Annotated in this window: 17 protein-coding genes; 14 read left to right on the top strand and 3 right to left on the bottom strand. The window is 66.8% G+C overall.

Going from position 1 to position 18,688, the window contains the following annotated elements; all coding sequences use genetic code 11:
- The first annotated feature begins 48 nt into the window (after positions 1–48).
- From B5X78_RS10810 to hemC, 6 genes are all read left to right on the top strand, one after another.
- Positions 49–2,127: a TonB-dependent receptor family protein gene (locus B5X78_RS10810; RefSeq protein WP_079724555.1), complete on the top strand. Its 2,079-nt coding sequence runs from the start codon at positions 49–51 to the stop codon at positions 2,125–2,127.
- Between the two features lie 103 nt (positions 2,128–2,230).
- Complete coding sequence (locus B5X78_RS10815) at positions 2,231–3,793, top strand: serine hydrolase domain-containing protein (RefSeq protein WP_217698673.1); 1,563 nt, start codon at positions 2,231–2,233, stop codon at positions 3,791–3,793.
- 56 nt (positions 3,794–3,849) lie between these two features.
- The gene (locus tag B5X78_RS10820; protein ID WP_079724556.1) at positions 3,850–5,103 is read left to right on the top strand and encodes a serine hydrolase domain-containing protein; all 1,254 of its coding nucleotides are present in this window, start codon (positions 3,850–3,852) and stop codon (positions 5,101–5,103) included.
- Positions 5,104–5,151: 48 nt separating this feature from the next.
- Positions 5,152–5,835, top strand: a complete 684-nt coding sequence (locus B5X78_RS10825) for an alpha/beta hydrolase (protein WP_176140844.1) — start codon at positions 5,152–5,154, stop codon at positions 5,833–5,835.
- A gap of 110 nt (positions 5,836–5,945) precedes the next feature.
- On the top strand, positions 5,946–6,701 hold the full coding sequence (locus B5X78_RS10830) for a LytR/AlgR family response regulator transcription factor (RefSeq protein ID WP_079724558.1): 756 nt from the start codon (positions 5,946–5,948) through the stop codon (positions 6,699–6,701).
- An 81-nt stretch (positions 6,702–6,782) separates the two neighbouring features.
- Entirely contained in the window at positions 6,783–7,703 is a 921-nt protein-coding gene (gene hemC / locus B5X78_RS10835; RefSeq protein WP_079724559.1) for a hydroxymethylbilane synthase, read from the top strand.
- A gap of 1 nt (position 7,704) precedes the next feature.
- Here the strand turns inward: hemC and B5X78_RS10840 are convergent, their stop codons facing one another.
- Positions 7,705–8,670, bottom strand: coding sequence for a DUF481 domain-containing protein (locus tag B5X78_RS10840; RefSeq protein WP_079724560.1), 966 nt, complete (start codon positions 8,668–8,670; stop codon positions 7,705–7,707).
- Between the two features lie 207 nt (positions 8,671–8,877).
- On the bottom strand, positions 8,878–9,564 hold the full coding sequence (locus B5X78_RS10845; protein ID WP_139381532.1) for a hypothetical protein: 687 nt from the start codon (positions 9,562–9,564) through the stop codon (positions 8,878–8,880).
- Positions 9,565–9,753: 189 nt separating this feature from the next.
- Here B5X78_RS10845 and B5X78_RS10850 point away from each other — a divergent pair, with 189 nt between their 5' ends.
- Complete coding sequence (locus tag B5X78_RS10850; RefSeq protein ID WP_079724562.1) at positions 9,754–10,725, top strand: helix-turn-helix transcriptional regulator; 972 nt, start codon at positions 9,754–9,756, stop codon at positions 10,723–10,725.
- Positions 10,726–10,786: 61 nt separating this feature from the next.
- Here B5X78_RS10850 and B5X78_RS10855 read toward each other — a convergent pair whose 3' ends face one another.
- Entirely contained in the window at positions 10,787–11,386 is a 600-nt protein-coding gene (locus B5X78_RS10855; protein WP_079724563.1) for a lipocalin family protein, read from the bottom strand.
- 185 nt (positions 11,387–11,571) lie between these two features.
- Between B5X78_RS10855 and B5X78_RS10860 the strand changes: the two genes are divergently transcribed.
- From B5X78_RS10860 to B5X78_RS10890, 7 genes are all read left to right on the top strand, one after another.
- On the top strand, positions 11,572–11,895 hold the full coding sequence (locus B5X78_RS10860; RefSeq protein WP_079724564.1) for a hypothetical protein: 324 nt from the start codon (positions 11,572–11,574) through the stop codon (positions 11,893–11,895).
- Positions 11,896–11,974: 79 nt separating this feature from the next.
- Positions 11,975–14,089 carry a prolyl oligopeptidase family serine peptidase gene (locus B5X78_RS10865; RefSeq protein ID WP_079724565.1) on the top strand — a complete coding sequence of 705 codons (2,115 nt, stop codon included), beginning with the start codon at positions 11,975–11,977 and terminating at the stop codon, positions 14,087–14,089.
- Positions 14,090–14,104: 15 nt separating this feature from the next.
- Entirely contained in the window at positions 14,105–16,234 is a 2,130-nt protein-coding gene (locus tag B5X78_RS10870) for a S9 family peptidase (protein WP_425478720.1), read from the top strand.
- A gap of 85 nt (positions 16,235–16,319) precedes the next feature.
- Entirely contained in the window at positions 16,320–16,751 is a 432-nt protein-coding gene (locus B5X78_RS10875) for a YbaN family protein (protein WP_079724567.1), read from the top strand.
- Positions 16,752–16,814: 63 nt separating this feature from the next.
- Positions 16,815–17,117: an LPS translocon maturation chaperone LptM gene (gene lptM / locus B5X78_RS10880; RefSeq protein WP_079724568.1), complete on the top strand. Its 303-nt coding sequence runs from the start codon at positions 16,815–16,817 to the stop codon at positions 17,115–17,117.
- Positions 17,114–17,977: a diaminopimelate epimerase gene (dapF, locus tag B5X78_RS10885; RefSeq protein ID WP_079724569.1), complete on the top strand. Its 864-nt coding sequence runs from the start codon at positions 17,114–17,116 to the stop codon at positions 17,975–17,977. The genes lptM and dapF overlap by 4 nt, the downstream gene beginning before the upstream one ends.
- A complete protein-coding gene (locus B5X78_RS10890; RefSeq protein WP_425478721.1) occupies positions 17,965–18,645 on the top strand; it encodes a DUF484 family protein in 681 nt (226 codons plus the stop codon). The genes dapF and B5X78_RS10890 overlap by 13 nt, the downstream gene beginning before the upstream one ends.
- Positions 18,646–18,688 lie beyond the last annotated feature (43 nt).

Genomic DNA, 18,688 nt, shown 5'->3' on the forward strand with positions numbered 1-18,688 from the left:
CGCGCGTCTGCGCCTTGGCTTGAATCCGTCTTCTGGAGTCACCGCCTCATGTTGTCTTCCCTGCGCGCGACGGCAGCCGCCTCGCGCCTGAGCGTGGCGATCACGCTCGCCCTGATTTGTCCTTCCTCGTTGCTTGCGGCCGAAGCCGCCAGCGCACCCACCGAACTCGATCGCATCGAAGTGCGCGCCCGCAACGCCGGTCCCGTCACCGCGCCCAGCCCACAACAGGCACGCGAACGCCTGCGCGAGCGCGCCGGCGGCACCGGCCTGGTCGATGCCGAGCGCTATCGCGACGGCCGCGTCAGCAACCTGGTCGATGCCTTGGGGTATGCGCCCGGCGTGTTCGTGCAGCCGCGCTTCGGCAGCGAGGAATCGCGCCTGTCCATTCGCGGTTCCGCCGTGCAACGCACCTTCCACGGCCGCGGCGTGGAGCTGCTGCAGGATGGCAGTCCGCTCAACCTGGCCGACGGCGGCTTCGACTTCCAGGCGGTTGAGCCATTGTCGGCGCGCTACATCGAAGTGTGGCGTGGCGCCAATGCGCTGGAATACGGCGCGGCCACGTTGGGTGGCGCCATCAACTTCGTATCGCCCAGCGGATACAGCGCGCCGCCGCTTGATCTGCGCGCGGAAACCGGCAGCGACGCCTACCGGCGTGCACAGATCGCGGTGGCCGGCCAGGCCGGCGCCACCGATGGCTACCTGAGCCTGACCGGATTCTCCCAGGACGGTTATCGCGATCACGCGCAGCAACAGACCTGGCGTCTGTTCGGCAATGCCGGCCATCGCTTCAGCGACACCCTCGAAGGCCGGGTGTATCTGACCCACGTGGACACCCGCTCCGAACTGCCCGGCAGCCTGACCCTGGCCGAAGCACGCGACAACCCGCGCGCGGCCGCACCTGCCAACCTCGCCAACGATCAGCGTCGCGACTTCCGCCTGGATCGCCTTGCCGGCAAGCTGGCCTGGACGCCCGCCGACGGCCAGGAGCTGATGCTGTCGGCGTACTACTCGGACAAGTCGCTGCATCACCCGATCTTCCAGGTGCTGGATCAGCAAAGCCGCGATGTCGGTGCGGATCTGCGCTGGCGCAGTGACACCACCGTGCACGGGCATCGCAATGTGCTGAGCGCCGGGCTGAGTCTTGCCCAGGGCGACATCGATGACGATCGCCATCTCAACAACGGTGGTCATGCCGGTGCGCGCAGCAACCGGTTCCGCCAGCGTGCGCGCAACGCCAAGCTGTACGCGGAGAACCAGTACTGGGTCTCCCGCGATCTGAGCCTGGCCCTGGGTGCGCAGGCCCTGCGCTCGGATCGGCGCAGCCAGGATCTCTTCATCAGCGGCGGGCGTGACGAGAGTTTCGATGTCGACTACGCGGGCGTCAGTCCCAAGCTCGGCCTGCGCTGGCGGCTGGATGCGGACAGCGAACTGTTCGCCAATCTGAGCCGCAGCCTGGAGCCGCCGAGTTTCGGTGAACTCAGCGGTGGCCCCAACGTCACCCCGGTGGACGAACAGCGAGCGACCACGCGCGAAATCGGCTTCCGTCGGCAGACCCCGGCGCTGTCACTGGACCTGGTGTACTACCGCGCCAGCGTGCAGGACGAACTGCTGTCGTTGACCGATGGCCAGGGCAATCCGCTCGGCACCACCAATGCCGCGCACACGCTGCACCAGGGCATCGAAGCGGGCATGGACTGGCGCTTCGCCCAGGCCTGGAGCGCATCGTTCAACTATCTGTGGAACGACTTCCGCTTCGACCGCGATCCGGTCTACGGCAACAACACCCTGGCCGGCCTGCCGCCGCAACAACTGCGCGCGCAACTGCGCTGGCAGCCGCGGACCGGGCTGTACCTGTCGCCGAACATCGATTGGGCGCCCCAGGACTACTACATCGATCACGCCAATACCTTCCGCGCGCCCGGTTACGTGGTGCTGGGCCTGCGTATCGGCGGAGAAGTCGGCAAGGACTGGAGCTGGTTTGCCGACGCGCGCAACCTGCAGGACCGCCGCTGGATCGCCAGCACCGGGGTGATCGCCAACGCGATGGGCCGCGACAGCCGCAACTTCCTGCCTGGCGACGGGCGCTCTTTCTATGTCAGCCTGCAGTGGCGGCCCGGCATGAACTGAGCGCGGCACGGCGGGCGACGGGCGGCGTGCAACCCTTCGCCCGTCTGCTGCATCTGAACAAGGACCCGCCCGCGTAACGCAGGCGAACGCCAGGGATGCATGCATGAAGATTCTGTCGCTGCTGTTCACCGCCATGCTGACCTTCTGGCAGGCCCTGACCGCCACCGCGTCATTGCCTGCCGCTGCGCCTGCGGCCATGGCGGCTGCCGCCGCGACGACGCTGCCCGCAGCCGCTGCGGCGCCGGCCGGGCTGGAGGATTACCTGCACGAGAAGATGGCGCACAAGCGCATCCCGGGCATGCAGGTGGCGGTGGTGCGCGATGGCCGCATGGTGTTTTCCGGCAGCTACGGCGTGGCCAATCTGCAGGATCAGATCGCGGTGACGCCTGGCTCGGTGTTCTCGATCAATTCGGCCACCAAGACCTTCACCGGCGTGGCCATCCTGCAACTGGTACAGGACGGCAAGCTGGAACTGGACGCGCCCATCAGCCGTTACCTGGACGGCTTGCCGGTGCAATGGCAAACCATCCGCGTGCGCCAGCTGCTCAATCACACCTCCGGCCTGCCCGACATCCTGGTGCCGCCGCGCGCGCAGGGCACCGGTGTGCTGGTCGGCGACGGCGGCGAAGAACAGGCCTGGGAAAAGGTGCAGACCCTGCCGATGGATTTCCCCACCGGCAGCGCGTACCGCTACAACCAGACCAACTACGTGATCCTCGGCAAAATCATCGACAAGCTGTCAGGTCAGCCGTTCTCCGACTTCATCCGCCAGCGTCAATTCGTCCCGGCCGGGATGACCACGGCGACGTTTGGCGACTCGCGTGACGTGACCGCGCACCGCGCCGTGCCCTATCGCTATCCGCAAGGCGCGGTCAGTGGGCGTGCCGGTGCACTGGAAAACGCCTTCGATGAATTTCCTGCTTTCCTGCGCACCGGCGCCGGCATCAATGCCAGCGCCGACGACATCGCGCGCTGGTTGATCGCGTTGCAACAAGGCCGCCTGCTGTCGGCCGAACAGCGGGCCGCGTTGTGGTCGCCGGGCCGGTTCAATGACGGGCGCGCCACGCCGTGGGCCAATGGCTGGCCGGTGGTCGCACGCGAAGAGCATCCGGCCGTCGCCGGCATCGGCGGCCGTCGCTCGGCGTTCTACGTCTATCCGCAGGATGATCTGGCGGTGGTGGTGTTGACCAACCTGGCCGGCGCCAATCCAGAGGATTTCATCGATGAAATTGCCGGCTTCTGGTTGCCGGAATTGAGTGCGGCCAATGGCGGTGGCCTGCCGGGCAACGTCAAGGCCCTGCGCAAGGCGCTGATCGCGCACGACTGGCGCGATGGTCCGGCACGGGTGGCCGAACTCAAGCGTGCCGATCCCGGTTTCGACGTCAGCGAAGATCAACTCAACCGCTGGGGTTGGCGGCTGGTGGCGGACGAAGGCAAGACCCGCGAAGGCCTCGCCGTGCTGGAACTCAATACCGTGCTGTACCCGCGCAGCGGCAACACCTACGACACGCTGGCCGAAGCCCATGCGCTGGGCGGTGATCGCGCGGCAGCGATCCGCAACTATCAACGCTCATTGGAACTGGATCCCGGCAACGGACACGCCGTGGACGAACTGCGCAAGTTGGGCGTGACGCAGCAGGCCATCGACACGAACCAGCGGCAGTGAACCCCGGCGCCCGCGCCGGCTACACTCCGGCCACGACACGGGAGCGGGGATCGGGGATGGGCAATGGATTCAACGCCGGCCGGCGCAAGCTGGCCGGACAGTTCGCGGCGGCCGGTCTGCTGTCGCTGGCACCGGCTTCGCTGTGGGCCATCTCGCCGACGCGTTATGACCACCCGTGGATTCCCGATGATCAGTTCCTGGCCGACCTGCCCGAGTGGATGAGCGCCTTCGGCGTGCCCGGCGTGGGCATTGCGGTGCTGGAAGCGGGCGAGGTGGCGTGGACGCATTCGGTGGGCATGGCCGACACCGCCACTGGCAAGCCGGTGGAAGAAGGCTCGCGGTTTGAATGCGCGTCACTGAGCAAACCCGTGTTCGCCTGCCTGGTGCTGCAACTGGTGGATGCCGGGCGCATCGATCTGGAGGCGCCGCTGTTCCGCTACCTGCGCCCGGATTATCTGGCCAGCGACGACCCGCGCCTGTCGCGCATCACCGTGCGTGATGTGCTGCGCCATACCACTGGCCTGCCCAACTGGCGCGAACATCCCGAGCGCACGCCGCTGCGTACCATCGCCGAGCCGGGCGCGGAAATCCGCTACTCGGGCGAGGCCTTCTTCTGGCTGCAGCTGGCGGTGGAAGCGGTCTGTGATGAAAGCCTGGATCGCTTGGCGCAGCGCCTGCTGTTCGCGCCGGCCGGCATGCAGCGCAGCACCTATACCTGGAACGCCGATGCCGCCCGTGACTCGGTGATGGGCGTGGCGGCGCCGGGTGAAACGCCGCCGGTGCAGACCTTCCGCGAGCAATGGGCGATCCTGCAGCGAATCGCCGACGCCGAAGGCAAGCCGATTGCCGACTGGCGTTGGCCGGATGCGGTGCGCCTGCAGCCGCGTGCGGTGGCCTTGAGCGACAGCGCGCACTTCGTCTGGCCGGGCGATCTGATTGCCAATTCCGCCGCCAGCCTGCGCGGACCGGTGAGCGACTACGTGCGCTTCCTCGACTTCGCCATGCGTGACAGCGAACACGGCGGCGCGCTGCGCCCGGCCACGCGCGATGCGATGTTCTCGCCGCAATTTCCGGTGCGGGCGGGCTGGATCGACAAGGGCCTGGGCTGGAATCTCGAAATGATTGGCGAAGGCCAGCGCTGGTGCTGGCATGGCGGCGCCAATGCCGGCCGCTACAAGACCTTCGTGGTCGGCGATCCGCTGCGCCGGCGCGGCATCGCGGTGATGACCAATGGCGGCGGCGCCACGCCGGTGTACCAGCGCGTGCTGCGCAACGCCATCGGGCGCGACATGCTGGCCTTCGATATCTGAGGCCGGCGTACTGGCCGCGGCAGGCTCGCTGCGGCGACAATGGCCGGCATGGATACCCACCCCACTGCATTGCTCGACACCGTGGAGCAGGAAACCGGCGCCGCGCCGGCCTGGTCCGTCCTCTGGTTGCACGGCCTGGGCGCCGATGGCCACGATTTCGCGCCGATCGTGCCCGAGCTGGTACGCCCGGACTGGCCGGCGCTGCGCTTCGTCTTCCCGCACGCGCCGGTGCGCGCAGTGACCATCAACAACGGCGTGCGCATGCGCGCCTGGTACGACATCGTCGGCATGGACTTCGCCACCCGCGCCGACAGCGACGGCATCGAGGAATCGATCGTCCAGGTGCAGTCTCTGATTGATCGCGAACTGGCGCGCGGCATGGCGCCGGAACGGCTGTTGCTGGCCGGCTTCTCGCAGGGCGGGGCGATTGCCCTCAGCGCCGCACTGCGGCGTTCGCAGCCGCTGGCCGGGGTGATTGCGCTGTCCACCTACCTGCCGGGCATGGAGCTTGCCGCGCAGAAACTGGCCGATCAGGCCACCCGCCAACCCGTGTTCATGGCCCACGGCAGCGGCGACCCGGTGATTCCGATGGTGCATGCGCAACGCAGCGCGCAGGCGCTGCAGGCCATGGGCTTCGCTGTCCAATGGCATGCCTACCCGATGGGCCATCAGGTCTGCGCCGAAGAGATCGCCGCACTGGCTGACTGGATGTCGGGACTTTTTGCGTTGTGACGGAAAACGACGGTTTTTGCCACGGATGACGGCCGCTCGCGCGAGGGCTACTATCCACGGCAACCGCTGTGAACATCCTCCCTGCCGTTGAGCCCAAGGAACAGCGTCCCGTGAAAGTGGTCATTGCCGACGACGAATCACTGGCCCGCGATCGACTGCGTGCGCTGCTGGCCGAACATGCCGGCATCGAAGTCGTGGCCGAGGCGGAAAACGGGCTGGAAGCCCTGCAGGCCTGCGCCGAACACCAACCCGACGTGGTGCTGCTGGACATCGCCATGCCCGGCGTGGACGGCCTGGAAGCGGCGCGCCATCTGGCCGCGTTCGACCCGCGCCCGGCGGTGGTGTTCTGCACCGCCTACGACGCCCATGCGCTGTCGGCCTTCGAGGCCGCGGCCATCGACTACCTGATGAAACCCATCCGCGCCGAGCGCCTGCTGGCGGCGCTGGATCGGGCGCGCATGTTCATCGCCGGCCGCGGCGGCAACGGCGCCGGCAATGGCCACGCCGGCAATGGCGAAGCGTTGCGGCCGAGCGCGCGCACGCACCTCTGTGCGCGTCTGCGTGGCAGCCTGCGGCTGATTCCCATCGATGAAGTGCACTACCTGCAGGCCGAGGAAAAGTACGTGGTGGTGCACCACGCCCGCGGCGAGGACTTGATCGAGGAATCGCTGAAATCGCTGGAAGAGGAGTTTGCCGAACGCTTCGTGCGCATCCACCGCAATTGCCTGGTGGCCCGGCACGAGCTGGTTGAACTCAAGCGCGTGGGCGACGGCCATGTGCAGGCGATCCTGCGCCACGCCAAGGCGCCGCTGGAAGTCAGCCGCCGCTGCGTGGCCGGCCTGCGCGAGACGGTCAAGAACCTCTGAACCGCCGCTGCGCTGCGGCGCAGTGACGCAGCGCGGCCCGGATCGATTCCCGTGGCGCGGGCTTGCGCCGATAATGGCGCCATGAAACTGCGCATCGCCACCCGCAAGAGCCCGCTCGCCCTCTGGCAGAGCGAACATGTCGCCGAGCAGCTGCGCGCGGCCCATCCCGAACTCGAGGTGGTGCTGGTGCCCATGAGCACGCGCGGCGATGAAGTGCTGGATCGCTCACTGGCGGCCATCGGCGGCAAGGGCCTGTTCCTGAAGGAACTGGAGCTGGCGATGCTGCGCGATGAGGCCGACTGCGCGGTGCATTCGCTCAAGGATGTGCCGATGGATCTGGAAGGCCAGTTTGCGCTGTGCGCGATCCTGGCGCGTGCCGACTCGGCCGATGCCTTTGTTTCCAATCACCATGCCGATCTGCAGTCGCTGCCGGCAGACGCACGCGTGGGCACCTCGTCGCTGCGGCGCCAGGCGCAGCTGCGCGCCCGCCGTCCGGATCTGCAGGTGGGCGACTTGCGTGGCAACGTCAACACGCGCCTGGCCAAGCTGGATGCGGGCGAATACGACGCCATCCTGCTGGCCTGCGCCGGCCTGGATCGATTGGGATTCCACGATCGCATCCGCGCCCGCCTGCTGCCGCCGGAGTGGCTGCCAGCGCCGGCGCAGGGCGCCATTGCAGTGGAGTGCCGGCAGGACGATGCCGCCACCCAGGCCTTGTTTGCCGCACTGGATGACGCGCCCACCCGCGCCTGCGTGGAAGCCGAGCGCGCCATGAACCGGCGCCTGCATGGCAGCTGCCATGTGCCGGTGGCCGGTATCGCCGTGTTGTCCGCCGATGGCACCAGCCTGCACCTGCAGGGCCTGGTGGGTTCGGTGGAAGACGGACGCGCGGTGCGCGCCGAGGCTCAAGGCAGTGCACGCAACCCGGAAGCCCTGGGCATTGCCGTCGCCGAACAGCTACTCGCCGATGGCGCCGACGCGTTGTTGGCCGCGCACGGCTGACTTACTTGAAGCGGTAGACCACGTTCATCGTCGACAGCGTGTCGGTCTTCTTCAGATCTTCGGCGGCGTTGCTGTTGTGGCGCGCCTGCCAGCCGGCCTTCAAGGCCAGGTGCGAATTCATCGTCACCGACAGGCTCAGATCATTCTGCGCGAAGGTGTTGTACTCGCCCGATTCCACCAGCAGCTTGTTGCTCAGTTCGGTGCTTTCGCTCAATGACACCTTCAGATCCACCAGGCCGCGGCCGATCAGGCTGGTTTCGTTGCGTTCTTCCAGGGTGTCGTAGGCACGGCGATAACCCGGGCCCACCTGCAGATCCAGCTGGGTGCGATCGCCATCCACCACGCGGTTACCGTAGCTCAGGCTCAGCGAGGTCTGCTGGCTGAAGGTGCCGAAGTCATCGTGCTCATGGCGCAACGAAGTATTGACCGTGCCGCGCGAGTCGGTGCGATAGGCCGCATTGCCATTGAGCGTGTAGCGGTTGGCGGTGGTGCGGCGCTCGCGGGTGATGCTGCCGTCGGGCTGCTCGTTAGTGTACTCCGAGCTGGCGCGCAGGCCTGACAGGCTGCCGCTGTACTTCCACTCGCTGCCGTCGGCGTAGTTCAGATCCAGCTTGGCGTTGAGGCTTTCGTTGGAGCTGTTGCCATGCGCGGAGGCAAAGCCGAGCTCGCCGCCGCCGCTCCATGGCGAGCTGGGCTTGAGCGGTTCGGCCTCGACCACCGGCGGCGGCGGCAGCGGTACCACCGCAAAACGGTGGCTCTTGGCCAGCGAATCTTTCTGGGTCACGGCCCCTTCGACCTTGGCGGCGGGCGCATCGGTTTGCTGCTTCAGGTTTTCCTGCGCGCTTTCCGGCGGCGGGGGCGGGGTCGGCAGGGCGATGGGCGGTGCGGCATCCTGCGCGGCAGCCAGGCCCGGGCTGAGCGCCAGGGCAAGCAAGGTGGGGACGAGCAGGGACAACTTGGGCGGCATGGGGGGCCTCGACAGACAAGAAGCGCCGCACGCGGGTCTGGGCCAACGCGGGGCGGAAAACGGTTACATGTTAACGAATCCCGGACCACCGCCTCAAGGCAAGTGATTGTTTGGATTCACTTTCGTGACCGATTCTGCCACGCGATCATTCAGTTTTGTCAGACGCCCCGACGTCGGATCAGGTGCATTTTATCTTCGCGGCCCGGCTCAGGGCGCGTTGATGGCGATGCTGGGGTCGTCGAAGCGCGAGTACTGCAGCGTCATCGTGTAGGGCCCGGCCTTGGCCTCGCCGCTGGTGCGCAACTGCAGGGGAAGGCCGTCGCGGTCGACCCAGTAGAGGAACTCGCCCGGCTCCGGCTGGCTGTGCTGGACCCGGTACTTGCGCGCCTGCTGGTCGCCCACCTGTTCCTGGCCCAGGAACTGCACCGACAGGCTGTTGCGGTTCTGCTCGATCTTCAGCGGGTCGCGCCAGCCGCTGATGGTGCCTTCGGGGATCGGCACGCGCGTGCGCTGGCCATGCATCTCCATGTACATGGTGTCGCCAATGATGATCTGCGTGCCCACCGGCATCGCCATGCGATAGCGATCCGGCGCGACGAAGTCCAACTCGTTCTGCATCGGCGCGCTGCCTTCCACCGTCATCACCGCATGGAAGCTCTTGGCGGCGAGGAACTTGTCCATCGACGTGCGCACTTCGGCCAGGGCGGCTTCGGTCGGCGCCGTGGCGGCAGCGGTCGCCGTTTCGGCCCCGGCCTGGGCTGGCGCGGCTGCCGCTGGCGCCGCAGCGGCCGACGGCGCGGCCGGCTCAGCGGCCGGCGAGGGCTCGCGCTTGCAGGCGGCCAGACACACCAGTGGAATCAAGGCAGACGACAACAACTGAGCGCGACGCGACATGGCAGGCTCCACGAGTCAGGACAACGGCCGCTTGGGTCCGTGCGTTGGGGGCGTCCGGGCGGGCGGAAACAAGGACGTGGACACGCGCCGGACTCCTGGCACCGCACGGGCCCAAGCGGCCGAGGGCTCATACCGATGCCAACGCGAACCGGGCGGCGAAAACGGCCACGGCTCGGCCATAATCATGGCATGGACAAGATCGAACGCATCACTTCCCTGCATCGCATCCTGAAAGCCTCGCGCTATCCGGTGACGGTCAAGCGCCTGCAGGAAGAGCTGGGCTGCTCCCGCGCCACGGTCTACCGCGACCTGGCCTACCTGCGCGATGCCTTGATGGCGCCAATTGAAGGCGATGGCGAAGCCGGGTTCCGCTACAACGCCAGCGAAGGCGACCGTTTCGAACTGCCCGGCCTGTGGCTGAGTTCCGAAGAGTTGTATGCGCTGCTGGCGGCCCAGCAACTGCTGGTGCGCACCGGCGGCGGCGTGCTGTCCGGCGCGCTTGCGCCGCTGCAGAAGCGCATCGAAGGCCTGTTGGCCGACCACGCCGGCGTTTCGCAATGGCCGGTGGACCGGGTCCGGGTGATTCCGCACCGCGGCCGCCATATCGATGAGGCCAGCTTCCGCGCCGTCGCCTCGGCCGTGCTGGAGCGCCGCCAGCTGGCGTTCGAGTACCGCGCCCGTTCCACCGACGAGCGCACCCGCCGGCTGGTATCACCGCAGCGGATCACCCACTACCGCGACAACTGGTACCTGGATGCCTGGGATCACGAACGCCAGGGCCTGCGCAGCTTCGCCGTGGATCGGATGGGCCAGGCCCGTGCGCTGGACGAGCCGGCCAAGGACCTGTCCAACGATGACCTCAACCACCACCTGGCGTCGAGCTACGGCATCTTTTCCGGCGAACCCAAAGGTTGGGCGACCATTGTCTTCAGCGCCAAGGCCGCGCGCTGGGTGGCCGACGAACAATGGCACTCCAAGCAGCAGGGGCGGATGCTTTCCGATGGTCGCTACGAGCTCAAGGTGCCGTACAGCGTCTCGCGCGAATTGCTGATGGACATCCTGCACTACGGCGCCGACGCGGAAATCGTCGAGCCGGCGGTGTTGCGCGAGCAGGCCAAGTCGCTGCTGGAACTGGCGCTGGCCAATTACGCAAAGGCGTAGTCGCAGTAAAAACCACACACGCCTGCGCGCGTCGGCGGCAGGCGCGCACACCCGCCCGGCGTTACGGCAGCTTGGGCTCGGCGAATCCCGGCTGGCCGACCTGCGCCGGCAGCTGCGGCTCACGCACCAGCTGACGTGCATTGATGCCGTAGTCGCGCATCTTGCGGATCAACTGCTGGTACAGCGCGTCGTCCACATCCGGGGTACGCGCGAAGATCCAGCCCAGATCGCGTTCGGGGTAATCGATCAACGCCCAGGAATAGTCCGGCGCCACTTCCAGCACGCGGAACTTGGCCGGCACCACGCCGACAAACCACAGCGTCCATTCGCGGTTGCCGCTGCCACCCTTGACCGAGGCGCGCGCCTCGCGCACCAGTTCCGGTTGCGAGAAACCTTCGCGGTGCAGGTAACGCACGCCGATCTTGTCGTCGTCGCGCGCGCTGTATTCATAACGGCCGGTGACATGTCCGCGCTCGGCGAAGTACGGGATATGCGCCACCACATACCAGGTGCCCATGAAGCGGGACAGGTCCACATCGCCCTGCACGCGGCTGGCCGGATCAAGCGCTTGCGGCAGCGGCTCGCTGGTGGCGCAGGCCGACAACGTCGCAATCAAGGCACCCAGCAAAAAGGTGCGAAGAAGGCGCGGCGTTGAAAACATGCAGGACTCCTGTCTGGAAACCAAAGTCGGAAACCACGCTTACCGCCTCCCCGGCGTCATGCGCAGACGTTGCCGACTATCGCATACCGGCCGTGATCGGAGAATGGCGGGGCCCCATTGAACGTCGCAATGTGTGAGAAAGCAGTGACGCACCGTGGCGCCCTTCCATACACGGGCCTCACACCATGCTGACCCTCGCCTCGCAATTCGACAGTCGCCACGCACCGTTGCTGCCCCTGGATCGTTGGTTGCGCCGCATGGTGGTGTGCGGCCTGCTCATCGTGCTGCTGTTTCCGCTGGGGCGCGGACAGATCCCCTGGCTGGGTTGGGCGCCGCTGTGGCTGGTCGGCATGCCGTTGGCCGCGTGGTGGGCATTGCACCGCTTTCGCCTGCCCTGGCCGCGGCGGGGCGCGTGGACCGGGCGCCGTCGCCGTCGCTTGGGTGGCCAGGCTCGCCGGCGCGCGCCGATGCCGGCACACTGGGCGTCGCATGGGGCGCGCGCGACCTGACCTTCGGCAGGGGAGGGGCGTTCAGGCGCTGTGCTAGCGTGCCAGGCTGCTCACCGCACGCCATTGGAGTCGCTCGCCCATGCCCACATTCGCCCATGCCTGCCTGGCGGCAGGTATCGCCATCGCCGCTGCCGGCGCCGTCCATGCCCAGGAGAAAGCCCCCGTGTCCGCCGACCCGTATGCCTGGCTGGAACAAGTCGAAGATGCCAAGGCATTGGAATGGGTGAAGGCGCAGAACGCCAAGGCGGAGGCGGAAATCGCCAGCACGCCGCGCTTCAAGCAGCTCGAAGCCAGCATCCTGACCATCCTGGACTCGGACGCCAAGATTCCCGCGGTCCAGAAGATCGGCGAGTACTACTACAACTTCTGGAAGGACAAGCAGCACGAGCGCGGCCTGTGGCGCCGCACCACCCTGGCCGAATACCGCAAGCCGCAGCCGCAGTGGGAAACCGTGCTGGATCTCGATGCGCTCAACCAGGCCGAGGGCCTGAGCGGTGACGAGAAGTGGGTCTGGCACGGCGCCGATTGCCGCAAGCCTGACTATCAGCGCTGCCTGATCGCGCTCTCGCACGGCGGCTCCGACGCCGACGTCACCCGCGAATTCGACCTGACCACCAAGACCTTCCTCAAGGAAGGCTTTTTCCGTCCCGCCGCCAAGGGTGGCCTGGGCTGGAAGGACGCCGACACCGTCTACGTCTACACGGATTTCGGCGACGGCAGCATGACCAGTTCCGGCTATCCGCGCATCGTCAAGGAATGGAAGCGCGGCACCCCGCTGTCGGCCGCCACCGTGGTGTACGAGGGCAAGACCGATGACATGTACATCGCCGCCATGCACGACGACACCCCGGGCTTCGAGCGCGACTTCGTCAGCCGCACCATCGCCTTCTACAACGATGAGCTGTACCTGCGCGGCGCCGACGGCAAGTTGAGCAAGATCGATGCGCCCAATTCGGCCAACAAGGGCGCCTTCCGCGAATGGCTGACCCTGGAACTGCGCGAACCCTGGACCGTCGGCGGCAAGACCTACGCCGCCGGCTCGCTGCTGGCCGCGCGCTTCGACGATTTCATCGCCGGCAAGCGCGAGTTCGACGTGCTGTTTGCGCCGACCGATCGCACCTCGCTGGCCAGCTTCAGCTTCACCCGCCACCACCTGGTCCTGAACGTGCTGGAAGACGTCAAGAACAAGCTCAGTGTGCTGACCCCGGGTGCGGACGGTTGGAGCAAGAGTGCTTTCGTCGGTGCGCCGGCATTCGGCACGCTGGCGGTGGCGGCGGTGGATCCGGATGAAAGCGATGCGGTGTGGTTGACCGCCGCCGACTACCTGACCCCGTCGACCTTGTCGCTGGCCGAGATTGGCAAGGCGCCGGAACAGCTCAAGTCGATGCCGGCCTTCTTCGATGCTTCGCGCGATGTCATCGAGCAGCACTTCGCCACCTCCAAGGACGGCACCAAGGTGCCGTACTTCCTGGTCCGCCCCAAGGACCTGAAGTACGACGGCAACGCGCCCACCCTGCTGTATGGCTATGGTGGTTTCGAGATCTCGCTGACCCCGGCCTATTCCGGCTCGGTCGGCAAGGGCTGGCTGGAACAGGGCGGCGTGTACGTGGTCGCCAACATCCGCGGCGGCGGCGAGTACGGCCCGCGCTGGCACCAGGCCGCGCTCAAGGCCAATCGCCACAAGGCCTATGAAGACTTCGCCGCGGTCGCCGAGGATCTGATCGCCAACAAGATCACCCAGCCCAAGCGCCTGGGCATCCAGGGCGGCAGCAACGGTGGCCTGCTCACCGGCAACATGCTGACCCAGTATCCGGAGCTGTTCGGTGCGGTGGTCGTGCAGGTGCCGCTGCTGGACATGAAGCGCTACAGCCATCTGCTGGCCGGCGCCTCCTGGATGGCCGAATACGGCAACCCGGATACGGCCGACTGGGACTACATCCAGAAGTTCTCGCCGTACCACCTGTTCGATCCGGCCAAGACCTATCCGCCGACCTTGTTCATGACCTCCACCCGCGATGACCGCGTGCACCCCGGCCATGCCCGCAAGATGATGGCCAAGATGCTGGAAGCCGGCAAAGACGTGCGCTATTTCGAAAACGTCGAAGGCGGCCACGGCGGCGCGGCCAACAACGCCCAGACCGCCCATATGAACGCGCTGGCTTTCACATTCCTCTGGCAGCAGTTGACTAAATAAATCCGGACCCCATCCATGAAGCCGACTTCCCTTCTGTTCGCGACTGTCCTGATGACCACCCCGATCTCCGCCCCCGCCCTTGCCGCCGCCGTCACGCCGCCCGATGCGGCCAAGAAGCCGCACGTGGTCAAGGCGCCGTTCGGCGCCGAGCGCAACGACGAGTACTACTGGCTGCGCGATGACAAGCGCGAGAACCCGGAGATGCTGGCCTACCTCAACGCCGAGAACGCCTACGTCGATCAGCAGATGGCGCCGCTCAAGCCGCTGCAGGAAACGCTGTACAAGGAAATCGTCGCCCGCATCAAGCAGGACGACAGCAGCGTGCCGTACCGCGAGCGTGGCTACTGGTACTACACGCGCTTCGAGACCGGCAAGGACTATCCCGTGCATGCGCGCCGCAAGGGCAGCATGGAAGGCGTCGAGGAAATCCTGCTCAACGTCAACGAGCTGGCCGCCGACAAGAACTATTACAACGTCGGCGACTACGAGGTCAGCCAGGACAACCGCCTGCTGGCCTACGCCGACGATGACAACGGCCGCCGCCAGTACACGATCCGCTTCAAGAACCTGGACACCGGCGAGATCTATCCGGACGTGATCAAGGGCGTTTCGCCCAACCTGGTCTGGGCCGACGACAACAAGACCCTGTTCTACGTCGAGAACGATCCCGAGACCCTGCTCACCATCAAGGTGAAGAAGCACGTGCTGGGCACGCCGGTCGCGCAGGACGTGCTGGTGTACGAGGAGAAGGACGACAGCTTCTACATGGGCGTGGGCCGCACCCGCGATGACAAGTTCATCTGCATCGGCGTGGAGAGCACGGTCTCGTCCGAGTCGCGCTGCGCGCCGGCGGCCAACCCGCAGGAGTTCGTGGTGCTCGCCCCGCGCGAACGCGACGTGGAATACAGCGCCGATCACCTCGATGGCCGCTGGGTGATCCGGACCAACTGGAACGCCACCAATTTCAAGCTGATGACCGCGCCCAGCAACGCCACCTCGCGCACCCAGTGGAAGGACTTCGTTCCGCACAGCGACAAGGTCTACATCGAAGGCTTCGAACTGTTTGACGGCTATACCGCCATCAGCGAGCGTTCCGAAGGCCTGGAGCGGATCCGCCTGCTGCGTCCGGATGGCAAGGAGGAATACGTGAAGGCCGACGAGCCGGCGTATTCGATGGGCCTGGACGTGAACTCCGAGCACGACACCCCGTGGCTGCGCTACAGCTACACCTCGATGACCACGCCGGCCACCACCTACGAACTCAACACCCAGACCGGCGAGCGTCGCCAGCTCAAGCAGCAACCGGTGCTGGGCTATGACAGCAGCAAGTACACCACCGAGCGCGTGTGGGTCGAAGCGCGCGACGGCACCCGTGTGCCGGTGTCGCTGGTGTACAAGAAAGGCTTCAAGAAGGACGGCAGCGCCGCCCTGCTGCAGTACGGCTACGGCAGCTACGGCGCCTCGATGGACCCGGGCTTCAGCACCACCGTGGTGAGCCTGCTCGATCGCGGCATGGTCTACGCCATCGCGCATATCCGTGGCGGCCAGGAAATGGGTCGTGCCTGGTATGACAACGGCAAGCTGCTCAACAAGAAGAACACCTTCACCGATTTCGTCGACGTCACCGACGGCCTGGTCAAGCAGGGCTACGCCAGCAAGGATCGCGTGGCGGCGATGGGCGGCAGCGCCGGTGGCCTGCTGATGGGCGCGGTCACCAACCTGGCGCCGGACAAGTACCGCGTGATCGTCTCGCAGGTGCCCTTTGTCGACGTGGTCACCACCATGCTCGATCCGACCATTCCGCTGACCACCAACGAGTACGACGAGTGGGGCAATCCGGAGCAGCAGAAGTACTACGACTACATGCTCACCTACTCGCCCTACGACAACCTGGGCAAGCATGCCTATCCGGCGATCTTCGTCGGCACCGGCCTGTGGGATTCGCAGGTGCAGTACTGGGAGCCGGCCAAGTACGTGGCGCGCGTGCGCGACCTCAACACCGGCTCGCTGCCGGTGCTGTTCCGCACCAACATGGACGCCGGCCACGGCGGCAAGTCCGGCCGTTTCCGTCGCTACAAGGAAATTTCCGAGTACTACGCCTTCGTCATCGACGAACTGGGCGTGTCCAAGGATCAGGTGCAGTAAGCACGCCAACGCCGAGTCGCAGAAAGAGCCGGGCCATGCCCGGCTCTTTTTTTTGCCTGCCGCCCGGCTGCACAGATGGACGCGCATGCGGTACAACGTCGTGGTGAATCCAACGCCATCCCCGCCACCGCCACGCACGCGCTTTCGCTGGGCCTGGTGGTTGCTGGCCTATGCCAGTCTGGGCCTGGGCATCATCGGCATCTTCGTGCCGGGCCTGCCGACCACGGTGTTCATCCTGATCGCGGCCTACGCCGCATCGCGCGGTTCGGATCGCCTGCACGCCTGGCTGCTGGCGCATGCGCGCTTCGGCCCGATGATCCGCGACTGGCAGGCGCATCGCGCGGTTTCGCGGCGGGCCAAATGGGCTGCGACCTGGACCATGCTGGGCTGCGCCGTGATCCTGCTGGCGATCATGCTGCTCAGTGGCGGCCACCGTGCCTGGATGGTGGCGCTGCCCATTGCCTGCATGGCGATCGTGGCCACCTGGCTGTGGCTGCGGCCCGAGCCCCCGGCATGATCCGCATGATCCGGCGGCGCTGATCGCCGACCAATTCATCCGGCGCTGGCTATACTCGCCGCCATGAACCGATCGCTTCGTCTCGTTGCCGCCAGCCTTGCCGTGATCCTGCTTGCCGCCTGCGGCGCCAAGGGCCCGCTGTTCCTGCCGCCGCAGGAGCCGCCAGTGGAACCCGTGGAGCCGGCCAGCGACGCGCCGGTGGAGGGCGAGACCGATACCGGTGCCGAAACCGGCGTCGAGGCCGATGCGGAGGCCAGCGACGCCGCCAGCGACGCCGCCACGCCGACTGAAGACAAGACCCCGCCGGCCGACAGCAGCACGCCGCCGGTCACGCCGCCTGCTGACACGTCCACCGGCCACCCATGAGCGCACGTGTGTCGGCGAGCGAGCAGCGCCTGCCTTTCAGCAAGATGCATGGCGCGGGCAATGACTTCGTGGTGCTGGACCTGCGCGACGGCACGCCGCCGCCCGCGCCCCGCCTGGCCGCGCGCCTGGCCGATCGCCATACCGGCGTGGGCTGTGATCAAATCCTGACCATCGAGCCGCCGCGCAGCGCCGGCGCCGTGGCGTCCTACCGCATCTGGAATTCCGACGGCTCCAGCTCGCAGCAATGCGGCAATGGCGCGCGCTGTGTCGCCGACTGGCTGGTGCGCGCCGGCGTGGCCAGCGGCGATCGCTTCCGCGTCGACAGCCCGCTGACCACGCATGAGGTGCAGGCCTTGGGCGACCGCCGCTATGCCATTGCGATGGGCGTGCCGGAGTTCCAGCCGGCGCGGATTCCGCTGGCCGGCTTCGCACAGGCGCAGCTGGAATACGACGTGACTCTGAATGAAGATCTGCGCCTGCGTTTTGGCGCGGTGTCGATGGGCAATCCGCATGCGGTCATCGAGGTGCCCGCGGCCGCCAGCGCGCCGGTGCTGCATTACGGTCCGGCCCTGCAGCAATCGGCGAGCTTTCCCGAGTCGGTGAATGTCGGATTTGCCGAGGTCATCGCCCGCGATCACATCCGCCTGCGCGTGTTCGAACGCGGCGTCGGCGAAACCCTCGCCTGCGGCAGCGGCGCCTGCGCCGCGGCGGTGGTGCTGATCAAGCGCGGCCGCATCGATCGCGACGTCACCGTCTCGTTGCCGGGCGGCGATCTGCGTATCCAGTGGCCGGCCGACGATGCGCAGGTGATCATGTCCGGGCCAACGGCATTGGTATTCGAAGGGGAATGGAAGGCATGAACGATCACGAGAAGTTGGGCGCACACGAAGTCGCGGCCTGGTTGCGCCGGCATCCGGCGTTCCTCAAGCAGTTTCCGGACCTGGCGCTGAGCCTGGTGGTGCCACGCGACGACGGCCCGGCCGCGTCGTTGGCCAGCTACCAGCTGGAAGTGCTGCGCGACAAGAACCGCGAACTGTCCAAGCGCCTGAACGATCTGTTCGCCAACGCGCAGGAGAACGAGCGCCTGGCCGTGCGCACCCATCAGCTCACGCTGGCCTTGCTCAAGCAGGACAATGCCGCCGATACGTTGCGCGCCATGGCGGCGTCGCTGGCGGAAGATTTCAATGGCGACCGCGTCAGCATCGTCCTGCTGCGGCCGGTGGCCGGACTGGAAGATGCCGAGTGGCTGCAGGTGATCGACGAGTCCAATGCGCACCTGGTGCCGTTCCGCGATTGCCTGAAGGATGGCGAGCCGATCTGCGGTCGCCTGCAGCCGGAAAAGAACGTGGTGCTGTACGCAGGCCGCGCGGAAGAAGTGCAGTCCTCGGCCTTGCTGCCGCTTCCCGGCGTAGGCCTGGTGGCGGTCGGCAGCCTGGATCCCAACCGCTTCTATCCGGGCATGGGCACGCTGTTCCTGCGCATGATGGGCGAATCCTTGAACACCGCCCTGAAGCGCTTCGAGGCCTGAGCCCGACGACCACACTCGGGCGTGGACACGATGCGAGGCCAGG

This window comes from Pseudoxanthomonas indica (genome assembly GCF_900167565.1).
Taxonomy (GTDB): Bacteria; Pseudomonadota; Gammaproteobacteria; order Xanthomonadales; family Xanthomonadaceae; genus Pseudoxanthomonas_A; species Pseudoxanthomonas_A indica.

Bases quoted from the DNA above. Each gene is read 5' to 3' on its own strand.
- dapF (WP_079724569.1), top strand. From the start codon at position 17,114: ATGAGCGCACGTGTGTCGGCGAGCGAGCAGCGCCTGCCTTTCAGCAAG.
- B5X78_RS10850 (WP_079724562.1), top strand. From the start codon at position 9,754: ATGGACAAGATCGAACGCATCACTTCCCTGCATCGCATCCTGAAAGCC.
- hemC (WP_079724559.1), top strand. From the start codon at position 6,783: ATGAAACTGCGCATCGCCACCCGCAAGAGCCCGCTCGCCCTCTGGCAG.
- B5X78_RS10810 (WP_079724555.1), top strand. From the start codon at position 49: ATGTTGTCTTCCCTGCGCGCGACGGCAGCCGCCTCGCGCCTGAGCGTG.
- B5X78_RS10875 (WP_079724567.1), top strand. From the start codon at position 16,320: ATGCGGTACAACGTCGTGGTGAATCCAACGCCATCCCCGCCACCGCCA.
- B5X78_RS10870 (WP_425478720.1), top strand. From the start codon at position 14,105: ATGAAGCCGACTTCCCTTCTGTTCGCGACTGTCCTGATGACCACCCCG.
- B5X78_RS10840 (WP_079724560.1), bottom strand. From the start codon at position 8,670: ATGCCGCCCAAGTTGTCCCTGCTCGTCCCCACCTTGCTTGCCCTGGCG.
- B5X78_RS10860 (WP_079724564.1), top strand. From the start codon at position 11,572: ATGCTGACCCTCGCCTCGCAATTCGACAGTCGCCACGCACCGTTGCTG.
- B5X78_RS10815 (WP_217698673.1), top strand. From the start codon at position 2,231: ATGAAGATTCTGTCGCTGCTGTTCACCGCCATGCTGACCTTCTGGCAG.
- B5X78_RS10865 (WP_079724565.1), top strand. From the start codon at position 11,975: ATGCCCACATTCGCCCATGCCTGCCTGGCGGCAGGTATCGCCATCGCC.
- B5X78_RS10825 (WP_176140844.1), top strand. From the start codon at position 5,152: ATGGATACCCACCCCACTGCATTGCTCGACACCGTGGAGCAGGAAACC.
- B5X78_RS10845 (WP_139381532.1), bottom strand. From the start codon at position 9,564: ATGTCGCGTCGCGCTCAGTTGTTGTCGTCTGCCTTGATTCCACTGGTG.
- B5X78_RS10855 (WP_079724563.1), bottom strand. From the start codon at position 11,386: ATGTTTTCAACGCCGCGCCTTCTTCGCACCTTTTTGCTGGGTGCCTTG.
- lptM (WP_079724568.1), top strand. From the start codon at position 16,815: ATGAACCGATCGCTTCGTCTCGTTGCCGCCAGCCTTGCCGTGATCCTG.
- B5X78_RS10890 (WP_425478721.1), top strand. From the start codon at position 17,965: ATGGAAGGCATGAACGATCACGAGAAGTTGGGCGCACACGAAGTCGCG.
- B5X78_RS10820 (WP_079724556.1), top strand. From the start codon at position 3,850: ATGGGCAATGGATTCAACGCCGGCCGGCGCAAGCTGGCCGGACAGTTC.